At 59.1% G+C, this 16,231-nt stretch carries 14 protein-coding genes and 2 pseudogenes; 7 read left to right on the forward strand and 9 right to left on the reverse strand.

Annotated features, from left to right (window positions below; translation table 11 throughout):
- Positions 1–39: 39 nt before the first annotated feature.
- Positions 40–249 (reverse strand): DUF2842 domain-containing protein, encoded by a 210-nt coding sequence (locus ATY79_RS06645; protein WP_088691763.1) that lies wholly within the window; start codon positions 247–249, stop codon positions 40–42.
- Between the two features lie 113 nt (positions 250–362).
- Between ATY79_RS06645 and ATY79_RS06650 the strand changes: the two genes are divergently transcribed.
- A complete protein-coding gene (locus ATY79_RS06650; RefSeq protein WP_088691764.1) occupies positions 363–1,466 on the forward strand; it encodes a COX15/CtaA family protein in 1,104 nt (367 codons plus the stop codon).
- Between the two features lie 370 nt (positions 1,467–1,836).
- Here the strand turns inward: ATY79_RS06650 and ATY79_RS06655 are convergent, their stop codons facing one another.
- A complete protein-coding gene (locus tag ATY79_RS06655; protein WP_088691766.1) occupies positions 1,837–4,656 on the reverse strand; it encodes a ribonuclease E/G in 2,820 nt (939 codons plus the stop codon).
- A 719-nt stretch (positions 4,657–5,375) separates the two neighbouring features.
- On the opposite strand from ATY79_RS06655, the gene ATY79_RS06660 reads away from it, so the two are divergent.
- The 3 genes from ATY79_RS06660 (at position 5,376) to prfB (ending at position 10,476) form a co-directional block, all read left to right on the forward strand.
- Positions 5,376–6,554, forward strand: coding sequence for an N-acetylmuramoyl-L-alanine amidase (locus ATY79_RS06660; protein ID WP_088691767.1), 1,179 nt, complete (start codon positions 5,376–5,378; stop codon positions 6,552–6,554).
- A gap of 243 nt (positions 6,555–6,797) precedes the next feature.
- A complete protein-coding gene (locus ATY79_RS06665) occupies positions 6,798–9,245 on the forward strand; it encodes a penicillin-binding protein 1A (protein WP_088691768.1) in 2,448 nt (815 codons plus the stop codon).
- 99 nt (positions 9,246–9,344) lie between these two features.
- Positions 9,345–10,476, forward strand: a protein-coding gene (gene prfB, locus ATY79_RS06670; protein ID WP_141105541.1) for a peptide chain release factor 2 whose coding sequence is annotated in 2 segments (ribosomal slippage) — positions 9,345–9,413 and positions 9,415–10,476 — 1,131 coding nt in all. Because the reading frame shifts where the segments join, the coding sequence is not laid out codon by codon here.
- A gap of 87 nt (positions 10,477–10,563) precedes the next feature.
- Here the strand turns inward: prfB and ATY79_RS06675 are convergent.
- The 5 genes and pseudogenes from ATY79_RS06675 to ATY79_RS31325 all read right to left on the reverse strand — a co-directional run.
- Positions 10,564–11,079, reverse strand: coding sequence for a hypothetical protein (locus ATY79_RS06675; RefSeq protein ID WP_088691770.1), 516 nt, complete (start codon positions 11,077–11,079; stop codon positions 10,564–10,566).
- A 1-nt stretch (position 11,080) separates the two neighbouring features.
- Positions 11,081–11,854, reverse strand: a complete 774-nt coding sequence (locus ATY79_RS06680; protein ID WP_088691771.1) for an NAD kinase — start codon at positions 11,852–11,854, stop codon at positions 11,081–11,083.
- A 282-nt stretch (positions 11,855–12,136) separates the two neighbouring features.
- A pseudogene (gene istB / locus ATY79_RS06685) lies at positions 12,137–12,890 on the reverse strand (IS21-like element helper ATPase IstB).
- A 12-nt stretch (positions 12,891–12,902) separates the two neighbouring features.
- Entirely contained in the window at positions 12,903–13,436 is a 534-nt protein-coding gene (locus ATY79_RS06690) for a transposase (RefSeq protein ID WP_210190812.1), read from the reverse strand.
- Between the two features lie 307 nt (positions 13,437–13,743).
- Positions 13,744–14,127 (reverse strand): annotated as a pseudogene (locus ATY79_RS31325) (terminase small subunit protein); the annotation flags it as partial.
- A 128-nt stretch (positions 14,128–14,255) separates the two neighbouring features.
- Here ATY79_RS31325 and ATY79_RS06700 point away from each other — a divergent pair.
- Entirely contained in the window at positions 14,256–14,489 is a 234-nt protein-coding gene (locus ATY79_RS06700; RefSeq protein ID WP_088691772.1) for a hypothetical protein, read from the forward strand.
- 163 nt (positions 14,490–14,652) lie between these two features.
- Here the strand turns inward: ATY79_RS06700 and ATY79_RS31855 are convergent, their stop codons facing one another.
- Both ATY79_RS31855 and ATY79_RS06705 read right to left on the reverse strand, forming a co-directional pair.
- Positions 14,653–14,775, reverse strand: a complete 123-nt coding sequence (locus ATY79_RS31855; RefSeq protein ID WP_280950670.1) for a hypothetical protein — start codon at positions 14,773–14,775, stop codon at positions 14,653–14,655.
- A 1-nt stretch (position 14,776) separates the two neighbouring features.
- A complete protein-coding gene (locus ATY79_RS06705; RefSeq protein ID WP_088703373.1) occupies positions 14,777–14,962 on the reverse strand; it encodes a hypothetical protein in 186 nt (61 codons plus the stop codon).
- 126 nt (positions 14,963–15,088) lie between these two features.
- Between ATY79_RS06705 and ATY79_RS31860 the strand changes: the two genes are divergently transcribed.
- Positions 15,089–15,220 (forward strand): hypothetical protein, encoded by a 132-nt coding sequence (locus tag ATY79_RS31860; RefSeq protein ID WP_280950671.1) that lies wholly within the window; start codon positions 15,089–15,091, stop codon positions 15,218–15,220.
- A gap of 24 nt (positions 15,221–15,244) precedes the next feature.
- Entirely contained in the window at positions 15,245–15,424 is a 180-nt protein-coding gene (locus ATY79_RS31330) for a DUF3606 domain-containing protein (RefSeq protein WP_088691774.1), read from the forward strand.
- Positions 15,425–16,231: the final 807 nt, after the last annotated feature.

A 16,231-nucleotide genomic window follows, 5' to 3' on the forward strand; every position in this document is an offset into this window, starting at 1 on the left:
GTGCTTTCTGTCGATCACGGTTATCGCGTCGTTAACGGATCACCGCTGCTTCGGCCCGGCCATCCATTTGATGAGGACCATGGCCGGGAGTACCCACAGCAAGCCGGTCAGGAGAAAGTAGAGAAGCTGTCCCCACCATGGCGCGTCACCGAGCGTGGCAACGGCGATCGTGTTTGCTAGCACCGCATAGGCGAGCACGAGCACGACGAGCACAATCGTACCGATAAATTTGCGGAGGCGGACGGGCATCAACTATCTTTCACACTGGTGTTCGAACCGCCGCGACTGCATGCCGCAAAGGTTCGGGGCTTGTTTTGCATGAGCCGCTCAGGCAAATCAACTGCCGGAAGTAAGGAGCAGTCATGGCGATCGCGAACTTGAGCACCGAACAGCAGATATTGCACCAGATACGTCGACAGGACGGCAACCGCCGGGCGGTTCGTATTTGGCTAGGCTTTGTGCTTTTGGCACTCTTCTGTCTTGTGATTGTCGGCGGGGCGACCAGGCTCACGAATTCGGGGCTTTCGATTACCGAATGGAAGCCGATTCACGGGGTGATTCCGCCTCTGAATGCTGCGGAATGGGAGGAGGAGTTCAAGCTCTACCAGCGCATTCCCGAGTATCAGCAGATAAATGACGGAATGACCGTCGAGGAGTTCAAGGGCATCTTTTGGTGGGAGTGGGCGCACCGCCTGATCGCACGCGGCATTGGTGTCATCTTCGCGCTGCCATTGCTCTATTTCTGGATCGCGGGAAAGGTGGAGCGGCGGCTGAGATGGCCACTCTTCGGGATTCTGATACTGGGCGGACTGCAGGGGGCGATCGGCTGGTGGATGGTGTCGTCGGGGCTTGCCGTCCGAACCGACGTCAGCCAGTATCGGTTGGCAACGCACTTGATCATGGCCTGTCTAATCTTCGCGTCCTGCATGTGGATCATGCGGGGGCTCTCACCCCACTCGGACGATCCGGCGCCCGCGAAAAGCTCCAATCGATGGGCGGCTGCGATAGCCATATTTGCGCTTTTCCAGATCTACCTCGGTGCGCTTGTGGCGGGCCTCGACGCCGGCTTCACCTACAATACCTGGCCGTTGATGGATGGTGCCGTCGTGCCATCTGATCTGCTGATCCAGCAGCCCGCCTGGATCAATTTCTTCGAGAACCCCAAGACGGTGCAGTTCATCCATCGGCTGGGTGCCTACACGCTTTTTGCGCTGACGCTGGTCAACATGATCATCGCTCTCGCGGCAGCACCGTCGACAACGCATGCACGGCGCGCGGTCGTCCTGTTCGGGCTGGTGATGGTTCAGGCATCGATCGGAATTGCTACCTTGCTGCTGCACGTCCCGCTTCATTGGGGGCTGCTGCATCAGGCGGGTGCCCTCGTGGTCTTTGGTTTCGCTATCGCCAACTGGCGGGGCTACTACGGAGAGTATCCGCGCGAGACCATGATTGCCGAGCAGGTTTGAACCCGACGACGGTTGAAATCGCCATCTCGCTGTCAAAACAGCAGCCTCCTGTTGGCCGACAGTGAATGCCCGGGGAAGGCGAGCCGATCGGGGCGGACGGAATGCCGAAGATCGTATTGCCGCGAACGATGACTGAGGCCGAGGGAGCGATACGCGGCTGATTCGCGAGACACTATCGCAGCCGTACTCGCGCTCAAACGAGCAGAGGGCAGGGACATGCTGTCGTTGGCAGCGGCATGTTTGTACAGTTCGCGGAAGCCGGCGTGGTCGCCTATTCCTAATAGCGTAGCCGGGGCCTCTCACGAGAGCATAAAAAAATCCGGCTGCGTCGCCGCAGCCGGATCGGATTAGTTATCGCCGAAGATCAGTCTTAGAAAAAACCGCGGCGCTGCCACCAGCCAGCTTTCTTCGGCTTGCCGTCACCTTCGCTCTCCGCGGCGTCGCTGCGCGTCGACTTAACCGTCGGCTCCGACGAAGAGATGTTCGACTCCCGGTTGGCGCGGACGGGCTTCGCGTCCTCCACGGCCGGCGCTGCGAGGTCTGCGGCTGCCGCCTCGGCTTCAGCTTCAGCGGCCGGTGCCGTTTCCGCTGGCGCCTCTTCCACGACGGGCTCCTCGACCGGCGATGCCTTGCGGCTTCGGCGTGCGCGCTTCGGCTTCACGTCCTCCGCAACCGAGGCGCCGGTTTCAACAGCAGCCATTGCCGGCTGAGCTTCGACGGCTTCTTCGGCGACAGCTTCGATTACCTCTACGGCGGTCACTTCTGTCTCGCCATCGTCAGCACCGTCACTTGCGCCTTCCCCGGCAGAAGCCTCCTGCTCGCTGCCTTCGTCGCGGTTGCGGCGACCGCCACGCTTGCCACGACGGCGGCGCTTGCGACGCTGGGTTTCATCGCCTTCGTCACGCGTTTCAACGGACGCAGCAATGCTTTCGTCGCCCTGGTCCTCATCATCACTGTCGGCTTGGTCGCCTTCCGCAGAGTCAACCGAGTCAGCGGCTACTGCCTCACCATTGCCATTGCGTCCGCGACGGCGGCGGCGGCGCTTGCGCTTGCGGCCCTCTCCATCGCCTTCCGAGCGCTGTGCAGGACGTTCGGCGGCAGCCGGCTTGGCTTCGAGTTCCTCTTCTTCCTCCTCGTCGACTTCGACCACGATATCGTCGTCTTCGTCATCCGGGATGGCGGCAAAGTTGAACAGGCTTTCGATCTTGACCGGGTTCTCGACTGGCTCGCCGCGGTCGATCGCGAAGTGCTGGGAACCGACGGAGCCGTCTGCGTCGATAATAATCGCGACTCCGAAGCGGGCCTCATAGTCGACGATCGTCTGGCGCTTGTGGTTGAGCAGGTACAGCGCAATATCAGGCGTCGTGCGAACCGTGATGTCGTGGGTGGTATTCTTGAGCAGGTATTCTTCGATGCCTCGCAGCACGTGCAGGGCAACGGAAGACTGCGAACGAACGTGGCCAGTGCCGCCGCAATGCGAGCAGACCTGCGTCGTCGATTCGAGAACGGAAGCGCGGATGCGCTGACGCGACATTTCCAAAAGGCCGAAATGCGAAATGCGGCCGACCTGAATGCGAGCGCGGTCGTTCTTCAGGCATTCCTTCAGCTTCTTCTCGACGGCGCGATTGTTGCGCTTCTCTTCCATGTCGATGAAGTCGATGACGATCAGGCCGGCAAGGTCGCGCAGGCGAAGCTGACGAGCGATTTCTTCCGCTGCTTCAAGGTTCGTCTGGAGCGCAGTATCTTCGATCGAGTGCTCGCGCGTCGAACGGCCGGAGTTGACGTCGATCGAAACCAGCGCTTCCGTCTGGTTCATGATCAGATAGCCGCCGGACCTCAGCGTCACTTGCGGCTGCAGCATGCGGTCGAGCTGCGCCTCGATGCCAGAACGCGAGAAGATCGGGTGGATGTCGCGATAGGGTTGAACCACCTTGGCGTGGCTCGGCATCAGCATCTTCATGAAGTCTTTTGCTTCACGATAGCCTTCCTCGCCGGCAACGATGATCTCGCCGATATCCTTGTTGTAGAGGTCGCGGATCGAGCGTTTGATGAGCGAACCTTCCTCGTACACGAGGCAGGGAGCGGTCGATTGCAGCGTCAGCGTGCGGACGTTCTCCCACAGACGCATCAGATATTCGAAGTCGCGCTTGACCTCGACCTTGGTGCGGTTTGCACCCGCAGTACGCAGGATGACGCCCATGCCCTGCGGCACTTCGAGCATGCGCGCGATTTCCTTCAGGCGCTTGCGGTCCTGCGGATTGGTGATCTTGCGGGAGATGCCACCGCCACGCGCCGTGTTCGGCATGAGGACGGAGTAGCGACCGGCCAGCGAAAGATAGGTCGTCAGGGCGGCACCCTTGTTGCCGCGCTCTTCCTTTGCCACCTGCACCAGCAGGATCTGGCGGCGCTTGATGACTTCCTGGATGCGATACTGCTTGCGTGGCTTGCGCTGGACGCGATCGGGAACTTCCTCCATGGCGTCTTCGGCGCCGACGGATTCGATCACTTCCTCTTCATGGTCGTGGTCGTCGTCATCGTCGTCATCGCTGCGGCGGCGGGCGTCGACCTCTTCGGAGATCGAGTCCGTTTCGACCATCGCTGCCATCTCGTTGCCCGACGAACCTTCGTCGTCGTTGTCGACCGTGGCTTCGCTGGCAGCTTCGTCGCTTGCCGGCGCTTCAGCAGCCGGCGCTGCCTTCTTGCGGCTGCGGCGGGGCTTTGCCTTCTTGGCCGGTGCTTCCTCGGCAACTTCGGCAATGGCCTCGACCGTTTCGGTTGCCGCAGCAGCGGCTTCCGCCGCCGGTGCTTCGGTAGTTGCAGCTACGCCAACGTCGGGCTGTTCCTGGGTGGAGAGATCGACCGGTGCCGTCTCGACGTGTTCGACGTCGTCGTCGCGGCGATGCTCTTCGGCTTCGGCGCGCAACAGTGCCTGACGATCGGCAAGCGGGATCTGGTAGTAGTCGGGGTGAATTTCGGCGAAGGCCAGGAAGCCGTGCCGGTTGCCGCCGTAATCAACGAAGGCGGCCTGCAGCGAGGGTTCGACCCTCGTTACCTTTGCGAGATAGATATTGCCGCGGATCTGCTTCTTGTGCTGCGACTCGAAGTCAAATTCTTCTATGCGGTTTCCGCGTACGACAACAACGCGCGTCTCTTCCTCGTGAGACGCGTCGATAAGCATCTTGTCTGCCATGTAAGCTGTGCTCCTCGGCGCGGCCGAACGTCGGCATCCCCTTGCGTCGATGAGACAGAAGAGGTGCGGCTCGTCATTGCAGCGCCGGATAATGAAAGTCGCGATTGGTGCGGTGTGGAAGGCAGCAGCCAGACAGCAGCGGGGGAGATGTTCTCCCGGGGCCTGTAGACTTCAGATAAAACCTGCTGCGACACCATCAAAGACCAAGCGAGATCGACAAAACTAAGACCTTGTTCAGGTCCGATGAGTTTGCTCTCTCTGTAAAGAGCGGTTGGTGGCTATCCACCGATGAAGTTCCCGCATACGCCGGAAAATTCAGGATCCAATTTCGAGTGGAAACACATATGACGGCGGACGATTGCCGGTTGTGGCGCCAGTTCCTTAGCGGTTTGGCTGCCGTGCAGGCGACTCTATCCCGTCAGCACTTCTACCCTAAAAATCCTTGTATGTTTTCTCTGTCACAATAGCAAGGGAAAAGCCAAATGTGCCATAATATTGATGGATTTCGGAAGGCATACAAAATTGGGGATCAAGGGCGCCGATTTGGCTCCCCGGTCGCGAACGGTGCCGACACCGGCAATCTCGCGTTTACCGGGAGAACTTGATCGGAATGTTATTTAAGGTGTGGCGGTCGATTGTTTAAGAGGGTATGGCCCGCGACGGTGATATCCGGGTGGCGGTGGACAAGAGTTGCGGGTGCGTTCGCCGCTGTGGCGGCGATGGCTTTTGTGTGTCTTCCGGACGGGAGAGCAAATGATGCGACCAAGGTCGAGCCTTTGCTCGCCTATGGTGCCCGCATCATCGGCGACGACGCACGCACCCGCATCGTCATCGATTTCGATCGGGCCCCGGACTTTTCGATCCATTACATTGCCAATCCCGAACGCGTCGTGATTGATCTGCCCGCGACGGCTTTCGGGTTCCCAACCGGCGACCTCGAGGCGAGGGGGCTTTTCAAGGACATCCGTTACGGCAAGATGGACGAGGACAGCGCGCGCATCGTGCTGACGGCCAAAAAGCCAGTGAAAATGGAAGTCGCCAAGGTTCAGGCGGACGAGGACGGTAAGGGGCAGCGTCTCGTCCTTGATGCCGCGATGACGGACAAGGACAAGTTCGCAGAACTGGTCAAGGCTCAATCGTGGAGTGATCCCTCGTCTCAACAGACGACCAGCGTCATTCCTGCCCCGGAGAAGCCGGCCGACGGGGATTTCATCATTGCTGTCGACGCTGGTCACGGCGGGATCGACACAGGCGCGATTGGCGTCGATACCAAGACGCAAGAGAAGGACGTAACGCTCGCCTTTGCCAAGGCGCTGACCGACCGTCTCAACCGCGAGTCGGGCATCAAGGCGTTTCTGACGCGAAGCGACGACTCGTTCCTGTCGCTTTCCGAGCGTGTGGAGATCGCCCGTCAGAACCATGCCGGCCTCTTCATTTCGATGCACGCCGACACCTTGAAGCAGAAGGATATTCGCGGCGCGACGGTGTACACGATTTCCGACCGGGCCTCGGACAAGCTCGCGGCCGATCTTGCCGATCGCGAAAACCTCTCGGACCAGATTGCCGGCAAGGAGACCGTAGCCGAGCCTCCCGAAGTCGCCGACATTCTGCTCGACCTGACGCGCCGCGAAACGCAGGCTTTTTCGATTTCGCTCGCAGAGAGCGTCCTCGCGTCTTTCAAGGATCAGGTGGGAACGATCAACAATCCGCATCGCCATGCCGGCTTCCGCGTCCTTCAGGCGCCGGATGTGCCGTCTATCCTGTTGGAATTGGGCTTTCTTTCGAACAAGGACGACGAAAAACTCCTGCTCGACGACGCCTGGCGGGGGAGGATGGCGGACCTTTTGACGGAGGCGGTAAAACACTATCGCACGGCGATGGTTGCAAATGGTGGCTGATGTCGGTCGTGGCGCAGATGTGACACTCGCTTGGGTAACACAATTGCAATCTGGGAATAGTGCTCCAAGGCCCTATTTTACTCACATTCACGCCGTTACTCAGCCTTATGTTTCCAAAGGTGAAACGGAATCGGCTTGTGGCGAAAACGCTCATGGAGTAAGTCGCCCATCGTGCAAGATGCCCCGATCCATGCGATTGTTATGCTCGCGCCGATCGATGATTGAGATACCGGTAGCTTAAATATGATTAGACTTCTTGGATATTTCTTCGGAGTGGCTTGCGTCCTGTTCCTGGGCGTGGCGGCTGTTGTTGCCATCTACTTGGCAACTGTCACGAAGGATCTTCCTGATTACGCAGTGCTGAGCAGCTATGAGCCGCCGGTGACGACCCGCGTACATGCAGGCAACGGCGCGCTGATGGCGGAGTACGCAAAGGAGCGCAGACTTTTCCTGCCGATCCAGGCTGTTCCCGATCGCGTTAAGGCTGCATTCCTGTCTGCTGAAGATAAGAATTTCTACCAGCATCCCGGAATCGACGTTACCGGTTTCGCGCGTGCCGTGGTCGCTTATCTGACGGGCGGCCCGACGCAGGGTGGTTCGACAATTACTCAGCAGGTTGCCAAGAACTTCCTGCTTTCCAGCGAACAGACGATGGAGCGCAAGGCGAAGGAAGCGATCCTCTCCTTCCGCATCGAACAGGCCTACAGCAAGGACAAGATCCTTGAGTTGTATCTGAATGAGATCTTCTTCGGCCTGAATTCCTACGGCATTGCGAGCGCCTCGCTCACCTATTTCAATAAATCGGTGAACGAGCTGACGATCGCCGACGCGGCCTACCTTGCCTCCCTGCCGAAGGGCCCGGCCAATTATCATCCCTTCCGCCATCCCGAAGCAGCGGTCACCCGCCGCAACTGGGTTATCGATCGCATGGTCGAGAATGGCTATGTCAGCCAGTCCGATGGCGCTGAGGCCAAGAAGCAGCCGCTCGGTGTCACCGGTCGCAGCAGCGGGCCCTCGCTCTTTGCATCCAGCTATTTCGCCGAGGCGGTCCGGCGCCAGCTGATCGACCAGTACGGTGAAAAGATGCTGTACGAGGGCGGCCTGTCTGTTCGCACCTCCTTTGATCCGGCGCTGCAGGTCTTTGCGCGCAAGGCCCTTCAGGATGGCCTCACGAACTATGACGAGCGCCGTGGCTTCCACGGCCCGATCAAGCAGATCGATACGACGGCTGATTGGGGCAAGGCGCTGGCCGATATTCCGGCGCTGACCGACGTGCCCGAGTGGCGATTGGCTGTTGTACTGGCGGTATCCGACGACAGCGTCGACATCGGGCTGCAGCCGCCGAAGGATGGTGCCGGGAAGATTCCCGCAGAGCGCGAGCGCGGTGTTATCCAGGCCAAGGACATGCAGTGGGCATACCGCTCGGCTGTTGGCCGTAAGACCGCGAAGTCGCCAGCGGGTGTCCTGTCCGCGGGCGATGTGGTCTACGTCGAGCGGCTGGGTGACGAGGGGTCGAATTCCTATCGACTTCACCAGCCGCCGAAAGTCGAGGGTGGCTTGGTGGCCATGGATCCGAAAACCGGCCGCGTGCTTGCTATGGTCGGCGGGTTCTCCTATGCGCAGTCGGAATTCAACCGTGCAACCCAAGCGATGCGCCAGCCGGGATCATCCTTCAAGCCGTTTGTCTACGCCGCGGCCATGGATAATGGCTATACGCCGGCTTCGGTCGTCAGCGACGATCCGCTCTCGATCCAGACCGGCAATGGCCAAGTATGGGCGCCAGACAACTATGAAGGCGAGGGCGGTGGCGCCAATACGCTTCGCTTCGCTATCGAGCATTCGCGGAACCGCATGACGGTCCGCCTTGCCAACGACCTCGGCATGAATACCGTTGCCGAATACGCCGAGCGCTTTGGTATCTATGATCACATGATGCCGGTTCTCGCGATGTCGCTGGGTTCTGGCGAGACGACGGTTATGCGCATGGTGTCGGCCTATTCGGTCATCGCCAATGGCGGCAAGCAGATCAAGCCGACGCTGATTGACCGGATTCAGGACCGTTACGGCAAGACGATCTTCAAGCACGAGGAGCGCGTCTGCGAGGGCTGCAATGCCAGCGATTGGCAGAACCAGGACGAGCCCAATGTCGTCGATAATCGTGAAACGGTTCTCGATCCGATGACCTCCTATCAGATCACCTCGATGTTGCAGGGCGTCATCCAGCGCGGCACCGCAGCCGGCAAGATCGATCTCGGTGGGCGTGATGTTGCGGGCAAAACCGGTACTACCAACGATGAAAAGGATGCATGGTTCGTTGGCTTCACGCCGGACCTCGTTGCCGGCCTGTACATCGGCTTCGATTCGCCTTCGACACTCGGCCGCGGCGGTACTGGTGGCTCGCTGTCGGCGCCGATTTTCAACGAATTCATGCAGGCAGCCGTCAAGGATATGCCCGAGTCGAAGTTCGTCATTCCTGCCGGCATGAACCTTATTCCGATCGATCGTAAGACCGGCATGGCTGCCGCGCAGGGTGATCCGAATACGATCATTGAAGCTTTCAAGCCGGGCACCGGTCCCGCTGACAGCCTCTCGGTTATCGGCATGGACAGCACGATGGCGCCAGAGGAAATTCTTAGAACCTCTCCACAGGCCAACCAGGCCGTGCAGTCCGGCGCCGGCGGGCTCTACTAACCTTCCTCCGAACAGTTGTGGCGGCTGCGGCTCTTTACATCCGCAGCCGCCACAATTATTTGACGGGCAACTTTCGAAGCAACGCAAAGAAGCAGGAAAATGCGAGCGGAAATCCAGAATATGGTCGATGAAACCAAGCAGGCTATCACCCTGCTGAGGAGGCATCTTTGACTGGGACCAGGCGATAAGACGACTGGACTGGTTGAATAACAAGGCAGAGGATCCGAACCTCTGGAACGATGCGCAGGAAGCGCAAAAGCTGATGCGCGAGCGCCAGCAGCTGGATGACGGCATCAATGGCGTCCGTGGTCTCGAGCAGGAGCTCAACGACAATATCGAGCTCATCGAGATGGGCGAGGAAGAGGGCGACGAAAGCGTCGTCAAGGAGGCTGAGGACGCGCTGAAGGGTTTGAAGGCCGAAGCCGCGCGCCGCCAGGTCGAAGCGATGCTTTCCGGCGAGGCCGACAGTAACGACACCTATCTCGAAGTCCACTCCGGCGCAGGCGGCACGGAAAGCCAGGACTGGGCCAACATGCTGCTGCGCATGTACACCCGCTGGGCTGAACGTCAGCGCTTCAAGGTCGAGCTTCTCGAAGTTCACGATGGCGAAGAAGCGGGCATCAAGTCGGCGACCCTGCTGGTCAAGGGCCACAATGCCTATGGCTGGCTGAAGACGGAATCGGGCGTTCACCGCCTCGTTCGTATCTCGCCTTACGACAGCAACGCGCGCCGCCACACGTCCTTCTCGTCGATCTGGGTCTATCCCGTCGTCGATGACTCGATCAACATCGACATCAACGAAAGCGATTGCCGTATCGACACCTACCGCTCGTCTGGCGCCGGCGGTCAGCACGTCAACACGACCGACTCGGCGGTGCGCATCACGCACATCCCGACCGGCATCGTTGTCGCTTGCCAGCAGGAGCGCTCACAGCACAAGAACCGCGCCAAGGCGTGGGATATGCTGCGCGCCCGCATGTATGAAGCGGAACTGAAGAAGCGCGAAGAAGCGGCGAACGCCGAAGCGGCCTCAAAAACCGACATCGGCTGGGGCCACCAGATCCGTTCCTACGTGCTGCAGCCCTATCAGTTGGTCAAGGACCTGCGCACCGGTGTGGCAAGCACGGCGCCGGGCGATGTTCTCGATGGAGAACTCAACGAGTTCATGGAGGCAGCTCTCGCCCACCGCATCAGCGGCAAGCCGGACGCGGTCGTCGACGACGTCGAGTAAACGCATTTTTGCCCTCTCGGAATCCAAGGTTATTCCGAGGGGCGCCTCCGCTGCGTGCTACCTTTTTATCAGTAGAGACCGCGCAGGCTAGTTGCTTGCTTTGCCGACGGTAACCTCACCGAACTCATCGATGACGACGGTCCAAGTCTCCGATTCCACGTCCGGATCGGTCTTCAGATAGACCATTGCAAAAAGCCCCGGCTCCTTGAGCATGCCGGAGGAGTTTTCGGGACGGATGTCGGTGACATAGGGCTTGAGCTCGTTGAGTTCGCGCAATTCCACGGTAGAGGCGATGGAGGGTTCAGCGTCGCCCTGCTCGATCTGTTGCAGATAGATCTTGGCCGTGCGATCCACTTGCCTGACGGCAAACAGCTTGTAATAGCCGTGGCGCGGTTTTGCCGGAGCGGCAGCTGCCGGCGCGGCCTGAGGCGCCGATGGTGCCCGTTGGACGGCGGGTGCCGTACCATCGTCTTCCCAGTAACCCGTGCTGGTCGCGAATATGATCGAAGCCGGCAGGATTGCGTCTTCTGCCGCAGCGCCTCGAGCGCAGAACGTGGATGCGGCGAGAAGCAAGGCACAAAGCGTCGTTCGTCGCAGGCTCATGTTAGTCCTCAAACTGCTCGGCAAGAATACGATCGGACCAGGTTCGATCGGGATCGGAGAGAATGCGGGCCGTCGTATGTTCCGATTGCGCGATACGAATATGAAGCACCGATTTCACTTCCATGTTGTCTGCAACCGCATTGACCGGGCGTTTCTCCGCCTCGAGGATATGAATATCGACCGTCACCTTGTTTGGCAGAAGCGCGCCGCGCCAGCGTCGCGGACGGAACGCGCTGACGGGGGTCATCGCCAGCAGGGGGGCGTCAAGCGGCAGGATCGGGCCATGGGCGGAGAGATTATACGCCGTCGAACCCGCCGGCGTCGCCACCATCAGACCATCGCAGATGAGTTCGTCGAGCCGGACAACGCCGTCCACCTCGACCCGTAGCTTGGCGGCCTGATAGGATTGCCGGAACAACGATACTTCGTTGATGGCAAGCGCCGTCGAATTCGTGCCGTCTGAATTCGCTGTCGTCATCTGCAAGGGGTGAAAGGCGTTTTCCACGGCCGCGCAGATACGATCCTGCAGTTTCTCCGTTCGGTAGTCGTTCATGAGGAAGCCGATGGAGCCGCGATTCATACCGTAGACAAGTTTGCCCGAGTTCATCGTGTTGTGCAGCGTCTGCAGCATGAAGCCGTCACCGCCGAGGGCGACGATCACGTCGGCATCATCAGGGGGCACGTCGCCATAAATGGCAATCAATTCTTCCCGAGCCGCCAGCGCCTCGGTTGCCGAGGAGGCAAGGAAGGAAAGCGTCTGAAATGAACGGCCCATGTAATTCCTTTGTCGTATTCAACGAACGATAACATAGTCTTGGCGTCTAGGCGCCAACAAAAGCCGATTTTGTCAAGTGCATCTGCGGCACTGGCTGGAGCCAAGGTCGGATTGAACGGTCGCGTTCAGGCGAAAAGGCATTGAAGGCAGGCCCTCAATCAGCGATTCTCTGTCGGTACCGTGCGTATTCCGATGAAGCCGGCCAGCGTTCCGATTTGAAGCCGGCCATTTCTCGGACTGATCCTGGGTCTCGTTGATGTTTGGATCGGGTTTTGTTTCAGGTCAAGCGTGCGGTGTTCCAGACGCTATTGGCGAACGCTGTTTTCGCATGCTCTCGCCAGTGAGATCGATGCGATAGGCATTGTGAACAAGGCGGTCCAGGATGGCATCGGCGAGCGTTGGATTTGCTATGATTTCCCACCAGCGATCCAGGGGCACCTGACTGGTGACGATCGTTGATCGACGCTCGTAGCGGTCTTCGATGATCTCGAGAAGATCACGCCGCTGATCATCGTTGAGCTTTTCTGGTCCCCAGTCATCGAGGATCAGCAGGTCGATCTTGGCGAGAGATTTGAGGATCCTGCCGTAGCGCCCGTCACCTCTTGCAAGTGCGAGCGTGGCGAACAGCCGCGGAACCCGGTGGTATGCGACGGAGAAATCTTCGCGGCATGCCTTGTGGCCGAGGGCGCAGGCAAGCCAACTTTTACCGACGCCGGCTGGCCCGGTGACGAGGAGACTGTGGTGCTTACGGATCCAGTCGCAGCCAGCAAGCGCCATGAATAGATTGCGATCGAGACCGCGGGCCGCACGAAAGTCGGCATTCTCGATCTGTGCATCATGGCGAAGCTTGGCAGCCCTGGCGCGGGCTTCGAAGCTTCTGGCGGCGCATGGTAGCCTCACGCTCGAGCAGTAGGGCAAGCCATTCTCCATGCTCGAGGCCGCGCGCCTCGGATTGTGCGTCGAGTTCCTGGAAGGCTGTGGCCATGCCGTGAAGGCCGAGTTCGTGCAGCATGTTGATGGTCGGATGGATCAGCATAGGTTTGTCTCCTCAATGAAAGTAATCAGGGCCACGCAGATTGGCGTGATCGACAATGGCAGTCGGTTCGGTGGAATGGCGTGCGGCTTTGTGGTTGGCCAAGAGCGACGCAATGCTCTTGCAGTTCAGCCCACCGATCTCGACAGCGCGTGCTGATACAGCTTCGGCCCGATTGCGTTCGATATCGCGAAACAGGCGAAGCACACCCAGGCATGTTCGAAAGCCCTGTTCGGGATGTGGGCGACTGGCAAGGATTGCGATCACCAGACCTTCTGTCTGTGGCCCGATGGATGCGCCCCAGCGCCGGAAACGATCCGGTGTCCACTCTGCATATCGCCGGTGAGAGCTGGGCATGTGATCCGGATCTGTTCCATGGCGAGGACCGCCATAGCGGCGCTGATGGGCGGCGACGCGCTTGCCGCGGTGGAAGATCTCGATGGTGCGTGCTGTTGCCCTCAGATCGACCTGCTGGCGAATGAGACTGTGCGGCACGGAATAGAGGAAGGTTTTGAACTCGACGTGGTAATCCGTCGAGACGCGGGCCAAACGCCATTCGGCGAACTCGTAGTCTTCACTCGGAAGGCTGGCGAGCGCGGCACGTTCGACACTCTCAAACAGTTGCCGGCGACTGACGCCCAGGCGAGGCGCTGGCGCAGGAGATTGCGCGTCGCGTCGGCAAGGACCGGAGCTTCCGCGTCCGCCTTCCGAGCGGCAGCAAGGACGCAAACGAATGCGGTCCTGCTTGGGGCGACCAGGCGAGCCTAAGACTCGGTCCCTGATCCATGCTCTTCCAGCCACTGCTCTTCAGTGACGGGCCGCGCGCCAACGACAAAGCCAACTTGGCGTTCACGTCGAGATCGAGCCGGTCGCCATAGACTTTCGGACGCATCTTCGCAGCCATCCACTGCCGCCTCTTGATCCGAATGTCGGAGCGGCGCATTGCTTCACCGTTCTCAACCCACCGGGTGTCTTCGCCGAAGTTCTTTTCCATCCAGTCGTTGGAGCCATCATCAGCGATATCAAGCATCTCGTCGAAGAGGGTGTCGGCCTGCGCTTCTCGCGCGAGCGCGTACTTGGTCCGGAAAGACGAATAGCGCTCGTCAGCAAGCCAACTGAAAACAGTCGACTTCGATGGCATGTCCTCGTCGCGGCAGATGCTTCGGAGGCTCTTTCCGTCTGCGATCATCTCGCAAATCTTGGATGCCAACTCTTCTGTGTAATCGCTGGGTCTGCTCATGTTCTCTCGCCCTCTGATCGGCTGGAGTTGGTGCACCCTGTGGATAGTGCGGATTGCATTGCGAGAGCCTTGCGATTCACAGTTTCGTCTCGTCTTATTTCGTCGGCACCTAACGGAGACCGCCGCAAATGTTCCTTCGACTCTCTGACGAAGAACGGTCCTTCTTCGTAAACATGAATAAGGTGGTTCAAATCCTGCGATATTCAGATGATCCGAGGGATTTCACAAACCTGATCACCAACGCCCCGAACAAGAGCGGCGGATATGTGACTATCCTGGTAAAGGAGACGCTTTTGCAGATCGCAGACCTAATGGATATCGAGCGGCAGCGTCTTGCCCACATGAAAAAGGCCTCCATCTAGGAACGCTACGCCAAACTCTTCGTCCGCCGGATAAAGGTCTCGCCCCGCCACCCCGCAATACCTGAACACCTGCGGTTCCGGCTTTACCTGCTCCTGCTTGAGAGGAAGCAAGCGAGGACTGTGGCGCCGAGGGTGAGAGTGATGAGGATGGCGAGGGCGAGGGTCATGCGTCTGCCGGACGGATTCCGATGGCCAGAAGAAGACGTCCCCAGAATGAGAGAAAACGCGCGCGTCCACTGTCGGAGATCATCAGAATGTCATCCGCCTTTTTGTGGAATCTCGTCATCTCACTCTCCTTCCTCAGCCAGCTTCTCAATCGCGCCGCCGACTTCCTTGCCGATGCGCTTGGCCTTGCTGACGGTGTAGGGCTCCGGACGATCGACGAGAGCGCCGCCGAGCGTCACCACATCAACGGCCACCGAGACCGGAAGCGTGACGGTATCAACCGCGAGGCTAATGAGCTTGCCGAACATATCCATATCCTGAAATGAAAGCGCCCGCCTCAGGGCGAAATGTAGCCTGCGGAACGGAATCCCCGATTTCTCTTGCTATTCAGCGGCCAATGATAGCTAGGTCTGTTCTCACGAGGAGACTACGCTATGGCCAAGGGTCAGGTACGAAGCAACAAGGAAGCCAAGAAGCCCAAAAAGGACAAGGTCGCTCAAAAAAGCGCCGCGCCCACTCTAGGTTCTCAGGTCAAGGATAGCCAAAGCTCCCTGAAGAAGAAGTAAGGTACATACAACCAGGAGACCGTAGTGTCATACCAAAGACCGCGACGCGGCAAAGCCGATCCGGGGTTCTCGGGGCGCGAACCATACCACGTTGCAACGTTTGCAAAGAAACACGGCATCGACGCGTCCGATGCAAAGCGCATCATAAACACTCATGGCTCTGACCGTGATGCCTGTGACAAGGCCGCCAACCGACTGAAGTAGCTCGGAAGCCGAGGAACTATGCATTCCCCAGGCATATTTCTCCCGTCGTGCGGCTTAGCCTTTAGGGGGCCGCGTGGACCGGCGTCTCTGCGGTTGGCTTGTTGTTTCGTTACGCGGCCTGTCGCCGCTTTGCCCACCACCCGATCGCCCCCGCTACCTCGGATCTTAAAAGTCACATGAACCGCCGCCTTTGGGTGTGAAGCCATCTGCGCAGGCGGGGTTCGCAGGTTCATTTAGCGAGCGGGCCCCTGGCCCACCGGTGGTACATGACGAACTGATTGCGGCGAGCAAGAGTAATGCGAAAGCTGCGATTGGCTTGTGCAAGCGGATCACTTCGTTAGGAATTCCGTCGGAATAGTTCTGCATATGAAACATCCCCCTTAAGAATCCGCGCGCTCCGGCGCGCGAGTATCCATGACCAGTCGGTGAGTATTATGCATTAGAGCTTACGAAAGCCTGCGTGCGGTTGAGTACGCAAGGCGAATATTCTACCACTGGTCGGGACATGCGTCGATCCTTAACCTCAAATACTTGGCTGAGAAAGCGACGTTACCGTGTGGAATCCCGGCACTACATCCGCACCAAGGCGGGCTCAGGGCACACCCATTTAAAGGCGCATTTCTCCCCAAGCGGCGGCTGTGCGCCAAATTAAGGGACCGGCAGAAGCACAGCGCTTAGCATGTGGATCGCAACGGCGTCCCGAATGGGTATAGAATATCTATACTGCTTCGCGATATTCATCAAGAGATCCGTCGTCTTCGAGGCCGTCAAGCAACTCGATTATCCCCATAACATGCGCCTTGAGGC

Origin of the sequence: Rhizobium sp. R693 (assembly GCF_002211315.1) — a bacterium.
GTDB lineage: Bacteria > Pseudomonadota > Alphaproteobacteria > Rhizobiales > Rhizobiaceae > Rhizobium.

Coding starts and splice junctions, on each gene's coding strand:
- ATY79_RS06650 (WP_088691764.1), top strand. CDS start 363: ATGGCGATCGCGAACTTGAGCACCGAACAGCAGATATTGCACCAGATA.
- ATY79_RS31855 (WP_280950670.1), bottom strand. CDS start 14,775: ATGACGAGATTCCACAAAAAGGCGGATGACATTCTGATGATCTCCGAC.
- ATY79_RS06660 (WP_088691767.1), top strand. CDS start 5,376: ATGGCTTTTGTGTGTCTTCCGGACGGGAGAGCAAATGATGCGACCAAG.
- ATY79_RS06665 (WP_088691768.1), top strand. CDS start 6,798: ATGATTAGACTTCTTGGATATTTCTTCGGAGTGGCTTGCGTCCTGTTC.
- ATY79_RS06645 (WP_088691763.1), bottom strand. CDS start 249: ATGCCCGTCCGCCTCCGCAAATTTATCGGTACGATTGTGCTCGTCGTG.
- ATY79_RS06655 (WP_088691766.1), bottom strand. CDS start 4,656: ATGGCAGACAAGATGCTTATCGACGCGTCTCACGAGGAAGAGACGCGC.
- ATY79_RS06700 (WP_088691772.1), top strand. CDS start 14,256: ATGTTCCTTCGACTCTCTGACGAAGAACGGTCCTTCTTCGTAAACATG.
- ATY79_RS06675 (WP_088691770.1), bottom strand. CDS start 11,079: ATGAGCCTGCGACGAACGACGCTTTGTGCCTTGCTTCTCGCCGCATCC.
- ATY79_RS06680 (WP_088691771.1), bottom strand. CDS start 11,854: ATGGGCCGTTCATTTCAGACGCTTTCCTTCCTTGCCTCCTCGGCAACC.
- ATY79_RS06705 (WP_088703373.1), bottom strand. CDS start 14,962: ATGTTCGGCAAGCTCATTAGCCTCGCGGTTGATACCGTCACGCTTCCG.
- ATY79_RS31860 (WP_280950671.1), top strand. CDS start 15,089: ATGGCCAAGGGTCAGGTACGAAGCAACAAGGAAGCCAAGAAGCCCAAA.